Consider the following 15,559-nt stretch of genomic DNA (forward strand, 5'->3'; position numbering starts at 1 on the left):
CAGACCGGCTTCAACACGCTTCAAGGCAGCCATGATCTGGCTGTCGGTAAATCTTGACTTCTTCACGTAGAACTTCCTTCTTGGAAAATTCTACTTCTCGGACCTTTGGTTTATCGGGGGGATTACCCGTTCATCTTCCACCTCGGACTTGGCGGTGAGAAAAATAATGGGAATATGTTCAGTCAGCGGGTTGTTGCGAAGCTGCTGGCACACCTCGTAGCCGTCCATGACGGGCATCATCACATCCAGCAGAATCAGGTCGGGCGGGGTTTCTGACAGGGCGATCTTGAGTGCCTTTTCCCCACTGATGGCCACCCGGACCCGGTAATCCCTTTTGAGCAGGTTGCTGACCAAGGTGAGGTTGTCGGGGGTGTCATCCACCACCAGAACAGTTGGTTTTTCCCCTGTGTCAAAGGTACTCATTGCGTGGCCTTCATTTCTATAAAAGGTGCCTGGCAAGGGCACCCGTACTCCCAATTCACATGCATTCCCGAAAAGATTATTAGTCCCGGACTGCTCTTGGGCAACAAAAATGTATTTTTATTCGTACAAAACAGACCGCTTCAACAGGGTGACGGGGACTACAAAACAAAGGAATGCTGTGTGGCTTCAAGCCAGCCTGCTTCGCCATAGCCTTGTTCAAAAACCGAAACTGAATCCCGTTTCCACGTGACGATGCTGCTGGCCCGCGTTCCGTAACCGGGCGAAGCAATCCATGTGGCTGACAGCCGGCGTTCGACTTCCAGGGGTACACCGGTATGTGGCAGCAAGGCATCGGCCACGGTTGTAGTGTCCTGCAGCAGGGGCAACAGTTCCTGTGTTTGGAGCTTTGCTGTAAGGCATTGGTTTTGCAGACCGGTTTTGAGGCGTGTGAGTTTGGGCCAGGGTGTATCAAAATCGGCATTGGACACAGCGCCTATGCCCGGCAAAAGCGAGAACACCCGTCGCCTGCGACTCTCCAGCCCCAGCAAGTACTCGCCGTCAAACAACAACAGATTGAACGGGTTGTAGCAGTCGGCCTTCAGCGCCAGCGCATTCAAATAGTCGGATGCATTCCCATCACCCTTCAAAAAATCCGCCACCAAAGTACCGCGCGAGGGCCTGGGTGCCAGGTCATTCACCGGCATACGGTAGTTGGTGATGGCTGCCAGGCGCCCGCTGCGGCTCACCCCCAGCCAGGTGCCACCAGCCTGCAAATCCTGTCCCGCCAGCACCTGATCGCCAGTCCACCAGTGCACAGGCCGTGCCGCACGTGCGTAATATTCGTCGCGGTTGGCCAACAGCAGGAGCGGCGTCTCGCTGTCGGGCTGCCAGTTCCAGGCAATCAGGCACATGGAGTGCCTTCAGCCCAGCGACAGTGCGGTCTTGTCCACCACGCGGCGTAGCACAAAGCTGCTGTGCACGCCGGTCACGCCGGTGATGCGGGTCAGCTTGTCGAGCAGCAGGGTCTGGTAGTGGTCCATATCGCGCACCGCTACCTTGAGTTGGTAGTCGGCGTCCTGCCCGGTGATCAGCAAACACTCCAGCACCTCTGGCAAGACGGTGACAGAGGCCTCGAAGTTGGCAAAGCGCTCGGGCGTGTGCAGGTCCATGGAGATATGCACAAGCGCCATCAAGGTAAGGCCCAGCTTGCGCGCGTCCAGCAGGGCCCGGTAGCCCACAATCAGCCCGGACTCCTCCAGCGCCCGTACGCGGCGCAGGCAGGGCGAGGGCGACAGGCCGATGCGGTCGGCCAGGTCCTGGTTGTTGATGCGGCCATCGGTTTGTAAAATGTCCAGAATTTGCCGGTCATAGCGGTCTAGCGTCATGTGTGTATTCAGTAATTGGAAAATATTGGCAGAGTATGCCAAATCTACCTAAAACTTGCGCAATAACGCAATCGGCTGCCGGGCCTGTCACCCTACACTGAATGCATCTGTCATCCACAGCCCAAAGCAAGACAGGCCACAAGCCCCGCTTGCGCAACCCCGCCTCACAAGGGCAGGCCATGCACTACCAACCCCCGACGCAATATTTGCTTCGGGGGTTTGTCTTTTGGGGGGTTGAAACTGCGGGGGGTTGCACTGTAAGCTGTGCATTTTCCTGACAGTTTCCGCACCATGACCCACGAACCCCGACTCACTGCCGCCCTGCGCACGCTCCTGAACACGCAGCGCGTGGCCGCCCTGGGTACCCTGGGTGAGGACGGCCACGCCTTTGTCTCCATGGTTCCGTTTGCCATAGATGCAGGCAGTGGCCACTTGATCCTGCATGTGAGCGGCCTGGCCGCGCATGCACGCAATCTGGAACGTACGCCCCGCGTGTCCCTGCTGGTGCTGCAGGCAGAGGTGGCGGGCGAGCCTGTGCATGCCCTGCCGCGCGTCACCCTGGACGGCACCGCCTCGGTGCTGGAGGTGGACAGCCCTGCCTGGAACGCGGCGCGGGGAGCCTATCTGGCGCGCTTTCAGGACGTGGAATACATGACCCAGCTGGGAGACTTCCGTTTTGTGGCCATTGCGGTGAGCGGTGCGCGCCAGGTGGCTGGCTTTGGTGCCGCACGCTCGATTGATGCGCAGGAACTGGCGCAGGTCTTGCGCAGCGCGAACTAGCTTACTTGGCAGGAGCGAAGCTGCCTTCGACAAACGCCATCATCATGCGGGCCACGTCTGGCCCATCGTGCCTGTGCACCAGGCTTTTCACGCCTGCGCCATACAGGTCTTCACCCAGCGTCTCCCGGCGCTTGCCCATCAAAAAGGCGCTGTACTCCTCCACAAATTCCGGGTGCCCCTGTACACAAAACACTTCCTCGCCCACTGCGTAGCCTGCTACCGGGCAGTGCGCATTGCTGGCCAGCAGCACGGCGTTCTCGGGCAACTCCAGTACCTGGTCGCGGTGGCTGACCAGCAGCGACAGGGTCTTGTCTTCCGGTGCCAGCGGCAGGTCGGCGGCATGCCAGTCGTAGGACATGCGGCCCACGCCCCAGCCCTGGGGCGCGCGGCCCACCTTGGCGCCCAGGCAGATGGCAATCAGCTGGTGGCCAAAGCAGATGCCCAGCAGCTTCTTCTTTTGCTCCAGCAGTTCGGTGACGCGGCGGCGCAGTTCCACCACCCAGGGCTCGTCCGAGAACGAATCGGCCTTGCTGCCAGTCAGCAGCACCGCGTCGTAGCTGGCAAAGGACTCCGGGTATTCAAGCGCGGGCGTGTGGAACACATCAAACTGCCAGTCGGTGGCACCGGCATCGCGGAACAGGCGCTCAAACATGGCGCCGTAGCGCGTATAGGTGGACGCAATTTCCGGCGCCAAGTCGTCGTTTTCCAGGATGCAGATTTTCATAGCTGCCTATTTTCGCCGCATTTTGGTAACTGTGTTACATTAGCGAGTCGCTTCATGCGAACTGACTGTGCACATCTGCGGTTTGCCTCCCAGGCAAATGATCACACGCAACGCTGCACCGGCCCCTGGCAGAGGGGTCGTCCGTTTGGCAATTTCAAAGCACGCCGCACAGCACTCTCACGGCCCAGCGGTTATTTCTCCCTTATTTTTTTCTGCACGAAGTCCCTGCCAGCGACCCGTGCCACTGTGTTTTCTATGTGTTTTCCAATGATTCATAACAATAATTTCGCGCTCCTGTCCCCCGTGACCATGGGCAAATACCGCATTGCGGCCTGCCCCCGACCCCTGACCAGCGGCCGCTTTGAGGCCCAGGTTTCCATTGCCAGCGGCAGCGGCAGCGCCTCCACCGACCGCGTCATGCGCTTCTGCGATGACTTCTCTACCCACGATGCCGCAGCCCACTATGCGTTGGCGCAAGGCATCGATTGGGTATTTGAGAAGACACGCACCCACTAAACGTACGATAATCGAGAGCTTAAGGATCTAACCATGGCTAAAGAAGAACTGATTGAAATGATGGGCGTTGTCAACGAAGTGCTGCCAGACACGCGCTTTCGCGTGACCCTGGACAACGGGCACCAGTTGATCGCCTATTCGGCCGGCAAGATGCGCAAGAACCATATCCGCATCCTGGCGGGTGACCGTGTGTCTCTGGAGCTCTCGCCCTACGACCTGAGCAAGGGCCGCATCAATTTCCGCCACATCGAAGGCCGCGGGCCCATGACGCCGCGTCGCCCGCAGTAAACCCTGCCCCAAACGCCGCTCTTCTGGAGCGGCTTTTTTTTGTCCGAAATATGTGCTTCGCGTTGCGCCAGAAAGGCTCCCCATGTCTCTGAACCCCGTCATCGCCCTGCTGGGCCGCCGTCTGCGCCTGGCCGTTGTGGGCGGTGGACCCGGCTCCTTCATCGGTGCCATGCACCGCCAGGCCGCGCGTCTGGATGACCGCTACGAACTGGTGGCGGCCTGTCTGTCGTCGGACGCCGCCCGCGCAGTTCAGGCTGGGCGCGAACTGGGTTTGGCTGCGGAGCGCTGCTATGCCGATGGAGACGCCCTGGTGGCCGGTGAGGCCGCCCGAAGTGACGGCGCCGATGTGCTGGCCATCATGACCCCCAATGACAGCCATTTCCGCTTTTCGATGGCAGCCCTGAACGCAGGCATGGACGTCATCTGTGACAAGCCCATGACCAACACCCTGGACGAGGCATTGGCCCTGATCCAGAAGGTGCAGAGCAGTGGCCTGGTGTTTTGCCTGACCCACAACTACACCGGCTACCCCATGGTGCGCCAGGCGCGCGCCATGGTGGCAGCAGGCGACTTGGGCGACATCCGTCTGGTGCAGGTGGAGTATGTGCAGGGTGGACGTTCCCAGCCCGGTGTGTCGCGCTCGCCCTGGAAGGACGATGCTGCCCGCGGCGGCCCGTCCCTGGTGATGGGTGATATCGGCAGCCATGCCCACAACCTGCTGCGCTTTGTTACCGGCCTGGAAGTGGCCCAGGTGGCGGCCGAGGTGGGCACCGTGGTGCCCACGCGCACCACGCATGACTACGCAGGCGCCCTGCTGCGCCTGTCCAACGGGGCACGCGGCAGCTTCTGGGTCACGCAGGCCGCCGCCGGTGTGGAAAACGCCTTGCGCATCCGCGTCAGTGGTTCCTTGGGGACGCTGGAATGGCAGCAGGAAGTGCCGCAACTGCTGAGCTTCAAGCCGCACGGTGCACCGGCGCAGACGCGCACGCCCAACGGCCCTGGCACCCTGCCTCTGTCAGCGCATTCTTCGCGCATCGTGGCTGGCCACCCTGAAGGTTTTCATGAGGGCTTTGCCAACCTCTATTCGGACGCCGCGCAGGCCATTGCAGCGCGCCGCGCGGGCCAGGCCGCCGATCCACTGGCGCTGCATTTTCCGAATGCCACCGATGGCTTGCTGGGGCTGCAGTTTGTCGATGCGGTGATCCGCTCCAACGCCCAGGACGGCGCCTGGACCCGCGTGTAAAACGCCGCGCTTAGCGCGCGCGCCGTGTGCGCACGGCCGCTGCCAGCTGCTCCAGCACCGGCACGGTCTGCGTCATGCTGATGCAGGCGTCCGTCACCGACACACCGCGCTTGAGCGGCACGCCGGGCACTATGTCCTGGCGGCCTTCTTCCAGATGGCTCTCGATCATCAGGCCGGTGATGCGCGCATCACCCGCTGCAATCTGCGCAGCCACATCCGCAGCCACCGTGATCTGGCGCTGGTGCTGCTTGCTGCTGTTGGCGTGGCTCACATCAACCATCACCTGCTCGCGCAAGCCCGCGCCTTTTAACAGCGTGCAGGCCGCGTCCACATCGGCCTTGGCATAGTTGGTCTGCTTGCCGCCACGCAAAATCACGTGGCAGTCGCTGTTGCCGCGGGTCTCGAAAATCGCCACCTGGCCCATCTTGGTCATGCCCATGAAGGCATGCGCGGCCTGGGCCGCCTGGATCGCATCGCTGGCCACCTTCAGGCCGCCATCCGTGCCATTCTTGAAGCCCACCGGGCAACTCAGGCCGCTGGCCAACTGGCGGTGGCTCTGGCTCTCGGTGGTGCGCGCGCCAATGGCACCCCAGCTCACCAGCTCGCTGATGAACTGCGGGCTGAGCAAATCCAGAAACTCGGTGGCCACCGGCAGGCCCAGGCCCAGAATGTCGAGCATCAGGCGCCGGGCCATCTCCAGGCCTTCGTTGATGGCAAAGCTGCCGTCCAGATGCGGGTCGTTGATATAGCCCTTCCAGCCCACGGTGGTGCGCGGCTTCTCGAAGTACACACGCATGACGATCAGCAGATCATCCTTCAGCGCTTCGGCCTGCACCTGGAGCTGGCGCGCGTAGTCCATGGCCTGGTCGTGGTCGTGGATGGAGCAGGGGCCCACCACCACAATCAGGCGGTCGTCGGCGCCATGCAGCACTTTTGAAATAGCCGCACGGCTGCTCTCCACCAAGGCCTGCGCGGCCTGCGGCACGGGCAGTTTTTCTTCCAGCAGGGCCGGTGTGATCAGCGGCCGCACCGCACCGATGCGGGTGTCGTCAATGCGGGTGGAATCGTGGGTGGTGAGGGGGGCGGCAACAGAAGAGGTCATGCCACGAATTTTAGTGGCAAGGCTATTGTGTGCTGCGCGCCCTGGGCAGGCGCTTGCCGTGTGGCAGGCTCGACAGCTGCCGGAACATGCTGCCGCAGTAGCCCGTGATCTCCAGGCATTTGTTGATCTCATCCACCGGCAGCGGGCCAGAAACCACCACGATGTCATTGGCGCTGTCCAGCGCGCCAGCCGCACGCAGCCTGCGGCGCGTGGTGGTGGCCCAGGAGTGGATGCGCGTAGGCGTTCCGTGCTCATGCAGCAGGCCCGTGCTGGCATCGAAGGCGATGGCTACGGTGTCGGTCTTCAAACGCAAACGGTGCTCGCCGGTGGCCTTGCTGGCAGGCGTGCTGAGGTCGTACAAATGGTAGCTACCCTCTTTGAGTTGGTACTGCAAAGCCATGAAATCTTCTCCTGGTTCCGCAGGATTGTGGAGTTGCGGTCCGAAGCCAAGCCGCAGAACAGCGGGCGAAAAAGCGGCTAAACCGGTGCTTGGCAAGCGGGCTGCCTTTGCCGGCCTCCTCCTCCAATCCATGTGGTGTTTCATAATTCGCACAATTGGGTAACCAAGCTTTCCACATTACGATGAGAAAGCCGCAAAATACATGACCGAGCAGGGAGTGAATCTCATAAGGAAACAACCATGACCCTGGAAGTCGTTACTGGCAAAGAAGCCACCATCCATTTCGATGCGGGTAAATGCATTCACTCACGCACATGCGTACTCTCGCACCCGGACGTGTTCGTGCCCAATGTAGTGGGCGCCTGGATACACCCCGATGCGCAGCCGGTGGAGGAGCTGATCCGCATCGGTCAGAATTGCCCCTCGGGCGCTATCACCGTGGTGCGCATTGCGGCATCTCCCACGGCGTTTGCCGACTCCAATCAGCCGCCCTTGGTCAACACAGTGCGGGTGCGTGAGAACGGCCCGCTGGCCGTGGAGGCCGAGTTGCAGATCCAGGGCCAGCCCCAGGCCAATCCGCGTGCCACCTTGTGCCGCTGCGGACAGAGCCAGAACAAGCCCTATTGCGATGGCAGCCATGTGGCCGCCGGTTTTGTGGCCAGCGGTGAACCGGCCACGGCATCCTTTGAGGCCTTGGCGGTTCGCAACGGCCCGCTCAAGGTGCTGCCCCAGCCCAACGGGCCCTTGCGCCTGACGGGCAACCTGGAAGTGGTCAGCGGCACCGGACGCACCTGCAACAAGGTCACGGATACCTGGCTGTGTCGCTGCGGCCACAGCCAGAACAAGCCCTATTGCGACGGTAGCCACAAGGCTGCAGGGTTTGTTGCCGTATGAACAAGAGCCGCATTGAAGCCTTTAGCGATGGCGTCATCGCCATCATCATCACCATCATGGTGCTGGAGTTCAAGGTGCCGCATGGCGAGCAATGGGAGGACTTGTGGCCGCTGTGGCCGGTGTTTGTGAGCTATGTGCTGAGCTTTGCCAACGTGGGCATTTATTGGTCCAACCACCACCACCTGCTGCATACCGTCAAGCAGGTGAATGGCCCCATCCTGCTGGCCAATCTGAACCTGCTGTTCTGGCTCTCGCTCATGCCCTTCACCACTGCCTGGGTGGGGGAAAACCATTTCGCCGCCACCCCCATGGCTCTGTACGCGGTGGACCTGAGCCTGTGTGCCATCAGCTACACCGTCCTGCAGTTGCAGATCATCCGCAGCCATGGCCCTGAGTCGCTGATCTCGCAGGCCGTGGGCAGTGACACCAAGGGCAAGGTCTCTCTGGCGTCCTACGTGGCAGCAGTGCCGCTGGCCCTGCTGGGCTGGCCCCTGCTGTCGGGCCTGCTGATTTTTCTGGTGGCTTGCATCTGGTTGATACCGGACCGCCGCATCGAAAGAAAGCTCACGCAGGACTAAGGTGCTTCAGGGGACCAGCGCCTATTCCCTGCGGTCATCGCTGGGTGCTACGGCGTATTGGCGCCGGTAGGCGCGCGAGAACGCCGAGGCCGAGCCAAAGCCACACGCCAGCCCCACCTCGATTACGCCCATGCTGGTTTGCCGCAGCAAATGCCGGGCGCGCTCCAGGCGCAGGCGCAAATAAAGCTGCAGTGGGCTCACCGCCAGATGCTCCTGGAACAGGCGCTCGAGCTGGCGCCGGGTCACCCCCAGCGGCTCGGCCAGCGCGTCGCTGGACAGCGGGCTCTCCAGGTGCTGCTCCATGCGCCCAATCACCTGCACCACCTTGGCGTTGTGCACCTTGTAGCGCGCTGCAATCTGCAGGCGCTGGTGGTCGGCGCGCTCGCGCACCCAGCCGCTCACCAGTTGTTCGGACACCTGCAGCGCCAGCGCGTTGCCGTGGTCGCGGGTGATGACTTCGAGCATCAGGTCCACGCTGGCCATGGCGCCGGCCGAGGTCATCAGCGTGGGCGACAGGGTAAAGCGCGCCTCGCCCTGCACCGCAACCAGCGGGTAGCGCTCCTGGAAGGCGGGCACCGCCTCCCAGTGCAAAGTGATGCGCTCTCCCTTGAGCAGATGGGCCTCGGCCAGCACAAAGCAGCCGGTGTCGATGGCACCCAGTGTCATGCCCTGCTGCACGCGCTGCTGCAACTGGCGACCCAGCGCCGGGCTGTAGTCGGCCAGCGGGTTGAAGCTGGCAATGGCAAACACCACGCTGGCCGCACTGGCATCTGAAAGCCGGGCCTGCGGGTGCAGCGCAATGCCGTTGCTGGCAACCACTGGCAGGCCGTCCTGCGAGACCATGCGCCAGTCGTAGGCACCGGGCTTGAAGCGGTTGGCGATGCGCAGCGGCTCCACCAGGGCAGCAAAGCCGATGAAGGAAAACTCGGGCAGGAGCAGGAAATCAAAGACGTGGCACTTCATGCCCCAAGTAGGCCACGGCCGTGGCCGCCTTGTCGATGCAGGCCCACAGGCCTGTGTATTAGCGCCGCTACTGCGCAGCCAAACCGCCTCATCCCGATTGGCGTCTGGCCGCGCCGCGCGCGCACTGCGCTCCACCTAAAACCCCTTCAGGAGCACAGCATGCGCATCGGCCTACCCCAGGAAATCAAGAACCACGAATACCGCGTCGGCCTGACCCCGGCCAGCGTGCGCGAGCTCACCCACGCGGGCCACAGCGTGCTGGTGCAAAGCGGCGCGGGTGCGGCCATTGGCCTGTCGGACGAACAGTATCTGGCTGCAGGCGCTACCCTGGCTGCCGATGCCGCCGAGGTGTTTGCCAAGTCCGAGATGATCGTCAAGGTCAAGGAGCCGCAGCCCCAGGAATGCGCCATGCTGCGACCGGGCCAGATTCTCTACACCTATCTGCACCTGGCCCCCGACCCCGAACAGACCGAGGCGCTGATCCGCTCAGGCGCCATCTGCATTGCCTATGAAACCATTACCGGCCCCGGTGGCGGCCTGCCCCTGCTGGCACCCATGAGCGAGGTGGCCGGGCGCATGGCGGTGCAGGCGGGCGCCGCACACCTGGAAAAATCCAAGGGCGGCATGGGTGTGCTGCTGGGCGGTGTGCCCGGCGTGCCGGCCGGCCACTGCGTGATTCTGGGTGCCGGTGTGGTGGGAACCCATGCCCTGCAAATGGCCGTGGGCCTGGGCGCCCGTGTGACCGTGCTGGACAAAAACATCGACCGCCTGCGCCAGCTCGACCTGGTGTTTGGCAACCGCATCCACACCGTGTATTCGAACGTGCAAAGCGTGGAAGAAGCCGTGCTGGATGCTGACCTCGTCATTGGCGGTGTGCTGATTCCGGGTGCTGCCGCACCCAAGCTGGTCACACGTACCCTGGTGGGCCGGATGAAGAAAGGCGCGGTGCTGGTGGACGTGGCTATCGACCAGGGCGGCTGCTTCGAGACCTCGCACGCCACCACGCATGCCGAGCCCACTTTCATGGTGGACGGCGTGGTGCACTACTGCGTGGCCAATATGCCGGGCGCCGTGGCCCGCACCTCCACCTTTGCCTTGAACAACGCCACCATAGCCCACGCGCTCACGCTGGCCAACAAGGGCTGGAAGCAGGCGCTCAAGGACAATGCGCACCTGAAGAATGGCCTGAATGTGGCCGAAGGCAAAGTCACCTATGAGGCCGTGGCGCAGGCCCTGGGCCGGGCCTACGTGGGCGCTGACACGCTGCTGTGAACCGGCAGGCTTACTTGTCCGTGTGGACGGGCAGCTGCAGGCGCTTGCTGGCTTCTTCCAGGCCGCCGAAGTTTTCGACGTTGGAATAGCCCAGGCCCTTGAGGGTGTCAGAGGCCAGGGTCGCGCGCCGGCCCGATTTGCAATACACAATGAGGCGGTCGTCCTTGCTCACCCGGGCGTTGGCGATTTCCTCGCCTATCGACGTGTGCGGCATGTTGATAGCGCCTTGCAGGTGGCCGCTCTGGAACTCCTGCGCGGTTCGCACATCAATCAGCACATCACGGGCAAAGGCCGCACCGGCCAGCAGCATGGACAGGCCGGCCAGGATGAGTTTTCTTTTCAAATACAAAATAGGGCTCCGCAGATTTCCGGTGAGCCCTTTTGTACCACGTCGGCACCTGTGCCGCGATGACACAAGTCCGGCAAGGTGTAAAGAAGTTCAGGCGGCCTGGACCTTCACCGCTGCGTTGGCGGCTTCGGTCACGGTCTGGATGTCGGTGTGTGCCGAAGCCAGGGCCTGCGCCTTGCCCGCTTCACCCATGCTCAGGCCTTCGGCGCGCACGATGCGCACATCGCTGATACCAAAGAAGCCGAACACGGTTTGCAAATAGCTTTCCTGGTGTTCCATGGCGCGGCCCCCTTCGCTGGTGGAGTACATGCCGCCACGGGTGGAGGCCACGATCACCGTTTTGCCGCCAGCCAGGCCCACCGGGCCCTTGTCGGTGTACTTGAAGGTGCGGCCCACTTGCGCCACGCGGTCAATCCAGGCCTTGAGCTGGCTGGGGATGGAGAAGTTGTAGAGCGGCGCGCCCACCACGATCACATCGGCTGCCAGGAACTGCTGCACCAGCGCTTCGGAGATGGCGTTCTCGGACTTCTGTACCGCGCTCAGGTCGCTGCCTGCGGGCAGGCGAAAGCCCAGGGAGTCGGCCGACAGGTGGCTGGGCGCCTGTTGTGCCAGGTCCAGGTAGTCCACCGTGGTGCCGGGATGGTTGGCAACCCACTGGGCTACGGTCTTGGCAGTCAGGGCGCGCGATACCGAGCTGTCAGCCAGTACGCTGGAGTCAATGTGCAGGAGTTTCATGGTGGTGTTCCTCAAAAAGGGGGCAGGTTTGGGTGGCGCCTTGTGGTGCGCCTTACAGGTGCCCCAACTTTAAAATTTCTTATCCAATAGGGAAATGGTCCAAGGCACACTGATGCATTGCGCATGCAGCAATAATCAAAGCCTTGAATCTCCATAAAGTGTTGCCATGAGCCGTTTGAACCCTACCCCCACCGCAGGGCCAAGCCACGGTCCGGTGAATCTGGCCCTGCAAGGCGGCGGCTCCCATGGTGCCTTCACCTGGGGTGTTCTGGACGCCTTGCTGGAAGACGGACGGCTGGGCTTTGAGGGCATCAGCGGCACCAGCGCCGGTGCCATGAACGCGGTGGCCATGGCCCATGGCCTGGCCCATGCCGAGGGCCAGTCCAGCCTGGCCATGCGCGAATCGGCACGCGCCTCGCTCAAGGCCCTGTGGGACGGCGTGGTGTCCATGGGCGCCTTGCAAACCAGCCTGTCGCATGCCCAGCGCGTGCCCTTTGACCTGCTGTTTGGCGGCCTGGCTTCCATGGCCGGGCAGCAGTCGCCCGGGCAGATGGTGAGCGACGCGCTGACCGGCTTTTGGGCCAACTCGTTCTCGCCCTACCAGACCAATCCGCTGGACATCAACCCGCTGCAGGATTTTCTGGAGCGCCTGGTTGACTTTGACCGGCTGGCCGCCTTCCGTGGCGTGAAGGTGTTTGTGCTGGCCACCAAGGTCAGCACCGGCAAGGCGGAAATTTTTTCCGGCAAACGCCTCACGGCCAAGGCGGTGATGGCCTCGGCCTGCCTGCCCACGGTGTTCCGTGCGGTGGAAATCGAAGGCGAGCAATACTGGGACGGCGGCTATTCGGGCAACCCGGCCATTCATCCGCTGGTCTATGAATGCAAGAGCCGCGACGTGGTGCTGGTGCAGATCAACCCACTGCGGCGCAACACCGTGCCCACCACGGCGCCCGACATCCTGGACCGTCTCAACGAGATCACCTTCAACTCGGCCCTGATCGCCGAGATGCGCGCCATCGACTTCGTCAAACGCCTCTTGGCCGAGGGCAAGCTCGACCCCGCGCACTACAAGAACGTGCTGATGCACCGCATTGACGGTGGCCGCGAACTCGACGCCTACCCCGCCTCCAGCAAAGCCCAGACCGATGCCGGGCTGATCTACAAGCTGCGCGACCTGGGCCGCCAGTGCGCCAGCCACTGGCTGGGCAAGACCTTGCCGGAAGTGGGCGTGGTCTCCAGCATCAACATCGCGCATGACTACCTCGACGACATGCGCGTGCCGGTGGACCATCAAGCCAGCTGAATCTCCACCACCGTTCTGCCTGGCTGGCTGCTGATATGCAGCTGCGCACCAATCGCCATTGCCCGTTCGCGCATGGCCGACAGGCCTTTGCGCTGCAGCTGGGCCGCATCAAAGCCGCTTCCGTCATCCACCACCCGCACGCAGACGCGCTGGTCGTCAGTGCCCACATGCGCCTCCATGCGCACCTGGCTGGCGCGGGCATGCTGCACCACGTTGGACAGCGATTCAAACAGCATGAACTGCAGCTGCCGCATGGCAGCGGCGTCCAGCCCCCCCACCACCGGCAACAGGTCCACATCCCACACCAGCGCAATGCCCGAGGCCACCAGGCGCGGCTCCAGCCGGTAGCGCAAGTTGGCCAGCAGGGCCGTGATGTCGCCGGGCGGCAGGTGAATGGCATCGATGGTCAGCTTGAGCTGGTCGAGTGCATCGCCCAGCGTGTGCAGCACCTCGGAATGATCGGCCTCGGAGCGGCTTTGCACATCGGTCTGCAGCTGGCGAATCGCCAGGCTGATGTGCGAGCCCACTCCATCATGCATGTCACGCAGGATGCGTGAGCGCTCCGACATGCGTTCCTGCTCGCGCGCCTGCCGCTCCAGCAGGTTGTAGCTTGCGCGCAAGTCGGCTTCCCGTTCGGTGATGCGCTGCGAGAGGGTGGTCAGCATTCCGTTGGCCGCGTGGTTGGCCGTGCGGAAACGCGCAATCACAATGGCCGCCAGCGAAAGGCCGAACAGCAAAGACGAAAAGCGCAGCAGCGAGTTGTCGGGAAAGGTGGGGAAGATGCGGAAGTTGCACAAGTCCACGATGCCCACCAGCAGGTTGAGCAACAGCGCCAGCGCCACCAACCGGTGCGAGCGGCGGCGGGTGTGCAAGGCACTCCAGACAAAAACAGCACCAAAGCCCAGAAAGGTGATCGCCAGTGCGCCATGCCAGGCGGCCAGCGCCAGCGGCAATTCCCAGGCCGCAGCGGCCAGGGGCAGCACCGTGCTCAGGGCCATCAGCAACAGCAGCCAGCGCCTGAACCATCCGACAAAGGCGCGGTCGTGCCACTCTGCCACCTCAATGCAGAACAGCTGCATATTGCAGGCCCAGGCCGCAGCCGCGGCTGCTGGCACCGCACTCCACCAGGGCCAGGGCAAGGGTGGCGTCTCTATCAAGGCGTCACCCACCGCCAGTGTCCAGCACAACTCGGCCAGGGCGGCAAACAGGTACAGCGCATCGCGGCGCGGGCCGTCGCCGTGAAAGCGGTCAATCTGCGTGGCCCACAGCACCAGCGCCAGCAAACCCACCACGCCACTCAAGGCCGCCACCAGAAAGGAGCCATTGCCGCGCCACATGTAGCTGCGCTTGTAAGCGCCATAGGCCTGTTCCTGCGGCCCCACCTTCACCTCGGAGAGGCCACCACGGCGTGCAGCATCTGCGCGGATATGCACCTGCAGCAGATTGCTCTGGCGCAGCAATTGCGGCGGAATCACCACAAAGCGCGGCACCTTGGCATAGTCGGCACCGCCTTCTTGCAACAGGTCCCCCTGGCTTTGCAACAGCGTGCCGTTGAGCCAGACGTCATAGGCGTTGCCCACGCTGGGAATAAAGGCGCCCCAGATGTCCGTGGGTGTCTGGGCCAGTTCAAACGGCAGGTCAAAGCGGGCGTTGCCGTGCTGCGCGCGGTTTTGTATGTCCCAGTTATAGGGCAGCTGCAGATCACTCTCCTGCACCTGGTCACCAAGCTGCACCACGGCGTGGGCCTGGCGCAAGGTCAGCAACTCGGCCCGCGCCCATGTTGCAGGCAGTGCCCAGGCCAGCAGCAACAGCAGCAGCCAGCCAGCGCTGCGCGTGCCGCACATCCGCACGCAGCCGGGCAGCATCACTCGGCGGGGTGCAAGGGCAACTGCGGCAACAGCCCCATGCGGGTGGCCTCAAAGACCGCCTCGTTCTTGGAATGCACCGAGAGCTTGAGGTACATGCTCTTGATATGCGACTGCACGGTGTGCACGCTGACGCTTTGCAGCCGGGCGATCTCGGCATACGAGAAGCCGCGCGCAATCAGCTCCAGCACCCGCTGCTCGCGCGAAGACAGCGCGCCCTTGTCGTCCCCGGTGCTGCTGCGTGCAACCTTGACATACGGTGCCCGTTCGGCGGCAGACTGGCTGCGCAAATCAAAGTATTTGGAGAGTACGCGCCGGGCAATCATGGGCGAGATGGGTGAGGCCCCGGCCTTCATCTCCAGAATCGTGTGCGCGATGTCGTCAGGTGCTGCGTCCTTGTGGATATAGCCCAGGGCCCCGGCTTCGATGCTGGCCAGCACATTGTCCTCGTCGCCAAACATGGAGATCACCAGCGACTCGCACTCTGCATGGCGCAGCCTGGCATGGCGTATCACATCCAGTCCGCTGCCATCGGGCAGGCCCAGATCGGCCAGCAGCACGTCCACGCGGTGTGCCGGGTCATCCAGCCAGGCGCAGGCATCGGCCACCGTGCCCACATCAGTTGCCAGCTGCAGCTGCGCACAGGCGCGCACACTGGCGGCAAAAAATGCGCGCATCTGCGGGTCATCCTCGACGATCAGTACTTGCCACACGCTTGGGTTCCTCCTTGCCCCCGACT

Annotated in this window: 18 protein-coding genes and 1 pseudogene; 8 read left to right on the forward strand and 11 right to left on the reverse strand. The window is 62.9% G+C overall.

Going from position 1 to position 15,559, the window contains the following annotated elements:
• Positions 1–126 precede the first annotated feature (126 nt).
• From DIC66_RS16825 to DIC66_RS16835, 3 genes and pseudogenes are all read right to left on the reverse strand, one after another.
• A pseudogene (locus tag DIC66_RS16825) lies at positions 127–423 on the reverse strand (response regulator); the annotation flags it as partial.
• A 158-nt stretch (positions 424–581) separates the two neighbouring features.
• Complete coding sequence (locus DIC66_RS16830) at positions 582–1,334, reverse strand: NRDE family protein (RefSeq protein ID WP_117179262.1); 753 nt, start codon at positions 1,332–1,334, stop codon at positions 582–584.
• A 9-nt stretch (positions 1,335–1,343) separates the two neighbouring features.
• Entirely contained in the window at positions 1,344–1,808 is a 465-nt protein-coding gene (locus DIC66_RS16835; RefSeq protein ID WP_117179263.1) for an Lrp/AsnC family transcriptional regulator, read from the reverse strand.
• Between the two features lie 291 nt (positions 1,809–2,099).
• Here DIC66_RS16835 and DIC66_RS16840 point away from each other — a divergent pair, with 291 nt between their 5' ends.
• A complete protein-coding gene (locus DIC66_RS16840; protein WP_117179264.1) occupies positions 2,100–2,588 on the forward strand; it encodes a HugZ family pyridoxamine 5'-phosphate oxidase in 489 nt (162 codons plus the stop codon).
• Between the two features lies 1 nt (position 2,589).
• Here the strand turns inward: DIC66_RS16840 and DIC66_RS16845 are convergent, their stop codons facing one another.
• Complete coding sequence (locus DIC66_RS16845) at positions 2,590–3,312, reverse strand: glutamine amidotransferase-related protein (RefSeq protein WP_117179265.1); 723 nt, start codon at positions 3,310–3,312, stop codon at positions 2,590–2,592.
• A 309-nt stretch (positions 3,313–3,621) separates the two neighbouring features.
• On the opposite strand from DIC66_RS16845, the gene DIC66_RS16850 reads away from it, so the two are divergent.
• From DIC66_RS16850 to DIC66_RS16860, 3 genes are all read left to right on the forward strand, one after another.
• Complete coding sequence (locus DIC66_RS16850; protein WP_117179266.1) at positions 3,622–3,828, forward strand: hypothetical protein; 207 nt, start codon at positions 3,622–3,624, stop codon at positions 3,826–3,828.
• A 33-nt stretch (positions 3,829–3,861) separates the two neighbouring features.
• Complete coding sequence (infA, locus tag DIC66_RS16855; RefSeq protein ID WP_117179267.1) at positions 3,862–4,116, forward strand: translation initiation factor IF-1; 255 nt, start codon at positions 3,862–3,864, stop codon at positions 4,114–4,116.
• 82 nt (positions 4,117–4,198) lie between these two features.
• The gene (locus tag DIC66_RS16860) at positions 4,199–5,359 is read left to right on the forward strand and encodes a Gfo/Idh/MocA family protein (protein ID WP_117179268.1); all 1,161 of its coding nucleotides are present in this window, start codon (positions 4,199–4,201) and stop codon (positions 5,357–5,359) included.
• A gap of 10 nt (positions 5,360–5,369) precedes the next feature.
• On the opposite strand, the gene DIC66_RS16865 is transcribed toward DIC66_RS16860, so the two are convergent.
• On the reverse strand, positions 5,370–6,461 hold the full coding sequence (locus tag DIC66_RS16865; protein ID WP_117179269.1) for a 3-deoxy-7-phosphoheptulonate synthase: 1,092 nt from the start codon (positions 6,459–6,461) through the stop codon (positions 5,370–5,372).
• Between the two features lie 22 nt (positions 6,462–6,483).
• On the reverse strand, positions 6,484–6,861 hold the full coding sequence (locus tag DIC66_RS16870) for a hypothetical protein (protein WP_117179270.1): 378 nt from the start codon (positions 6,859–6,861) through the stop codon (positions 6,484–6,486).
• A 240-nt stretch (positions 6,862–7,101) separates the two neighbouring features.
• On the opposite strand from DIC66_RS16870, the gene DIC66_RS23495 reads away from it, so the two are divergent.
• Entirely contained in the window at positions 7,102–7,755 is a 654-nt protein-coding gene (locus DIC66_RS23495; RefSeq protein ID WP_117179271.1) for a CDGSH iron-sulfur domain-containing protein, read from the forward strand.
• Positions 7,752–8,333 (forward strand): TMEM175 family protein, encoded by a 582-nt coding sequence (locus tag DIC66_RS16880; protein ID WP_117179272.1) that lies wholly within the window; start codon positions 7,752–7,754, stop codon positions 8,331–8,333. Before DIC66_RS23495 ends, DIC66_RS16880 begins: the two co-directional genes overlap by 4 nt.
• Positions 8,334–8,354: 21 nt before the next feature.
• On the opposite strand, the gene DIC66_RS16885 is transcribed toward DIC66_RS16880, so the two are convergent.
• Positions 8,355–9,296 (reverse strand): GlxA family transcriptional regulator, encoded by a 942-nt coding sequence (locus DIC66_RS16885; protein WP_117179273.1) that lies wholly within the window; start codon positions 9,294–9,296, stop codon positions 8,355–8,357.
• 159 nt (positions 9,297–9,455) lie between these two features.
• On the opposite strand from DIC66_RS16885, the gene ald reads away from it, so the two are divergent.
• Positions 9,456–10,568: an alanine dehydrogenase gene (gene ald, locus DIC66_RS16890; RefSeq protein ID WP_117179274.1), complete on the forward strand. Its 1,113-nt coding sequence runs from the start codon at positions 9,456–9,458 to the stop codon at positions 10,566–10,568.
• A gap of 10 nt (positions 10,569–10,578) precedes the next feature.
• Here ald and DIC66_RS16895 read toward each other — a convergent pair whose 3' ends face one another.
• The gene (locus DIC66_RS16895; RefSeq protein ID WP_199534782.1) at positions 10,579–10,911 is read right to left on the reverse strand and encodes a rhodanese-like domain-containing protein; all 333 of its coding nucleotides are present in this window, start codon (positions 10,909–10,911) and stop codon (positions 10,579–10,581) included.
• 96 nt (positions 10,912–11,007) lie between these two features.
• Positions 11,008–11,652, reverse strand: a complete 645-nt coding sequence (locus tag DIC66_RS16900) for an FMN-dependent NADH-azoreductase (RefSeq protein ID WP_117179276.1) — start codon at positions 11,650–11,652, stop codon at positions 11,008–11,010.
• A 175-nt stretch (positions 11,653–11,827) separates the two neighbouring features.
• On the opposite strand from DIC66_RS16900, the gene DIC66_RS16905 reads away from it, so the two are divergent.
• Complete coding sequence (locus DIC66_RS16905; protein WP_420820501.1) at positions 11,828–12,955, forward strand: patatin-like phospholipase family protein; 1,128 nt, start codon at positions 11,828–11,830, stop codon at positions 12,953–12,955.
• Here the strand turns inward: DIC66_RS16905 and DIC66_RS16910 are convergent.
• Positions 12,943–14,820, reverse strand: a complete 1,878-nt coding sequence (locus DIC66_RS16910; RefSeq protein ID WP_117179278.1) for a sensor histidine kinase — start codon at positions 14,818–14,820, stop codon at positions 12,943–12,945. The genes DIC66_RS16905 and DIC66_RS16910 overlap by 13 nt on opposite strands.
• Positions 14,820–15,497, reverse strand: a complete 678-nt coding sequence (locus DIC66_RS16915) for a LuxR C-terminal-related transcriptional regulator (protein WP_420820502.1) — start codon at positions 15,495–15,497, stop codon at positions 14,820–14,822. The genes DIC66_RS16910 and DIC66_RS16915 overlap by 1 nt, the downstream gene beginning before the upstream one ends.
• Between the last annotated feature and the right edge of the window lie 62 nt (positions 15,498–15,559).

The organism is Rhodoferax lacus, assembly GCF_003415675.1.
Lineage (GTDB): Bacteria > Pseudomonadota > Gammaproteobacteria > Burkholderiales > Burkholderiaceae_C > Allorhodoferax > Allorhodoferax lacus.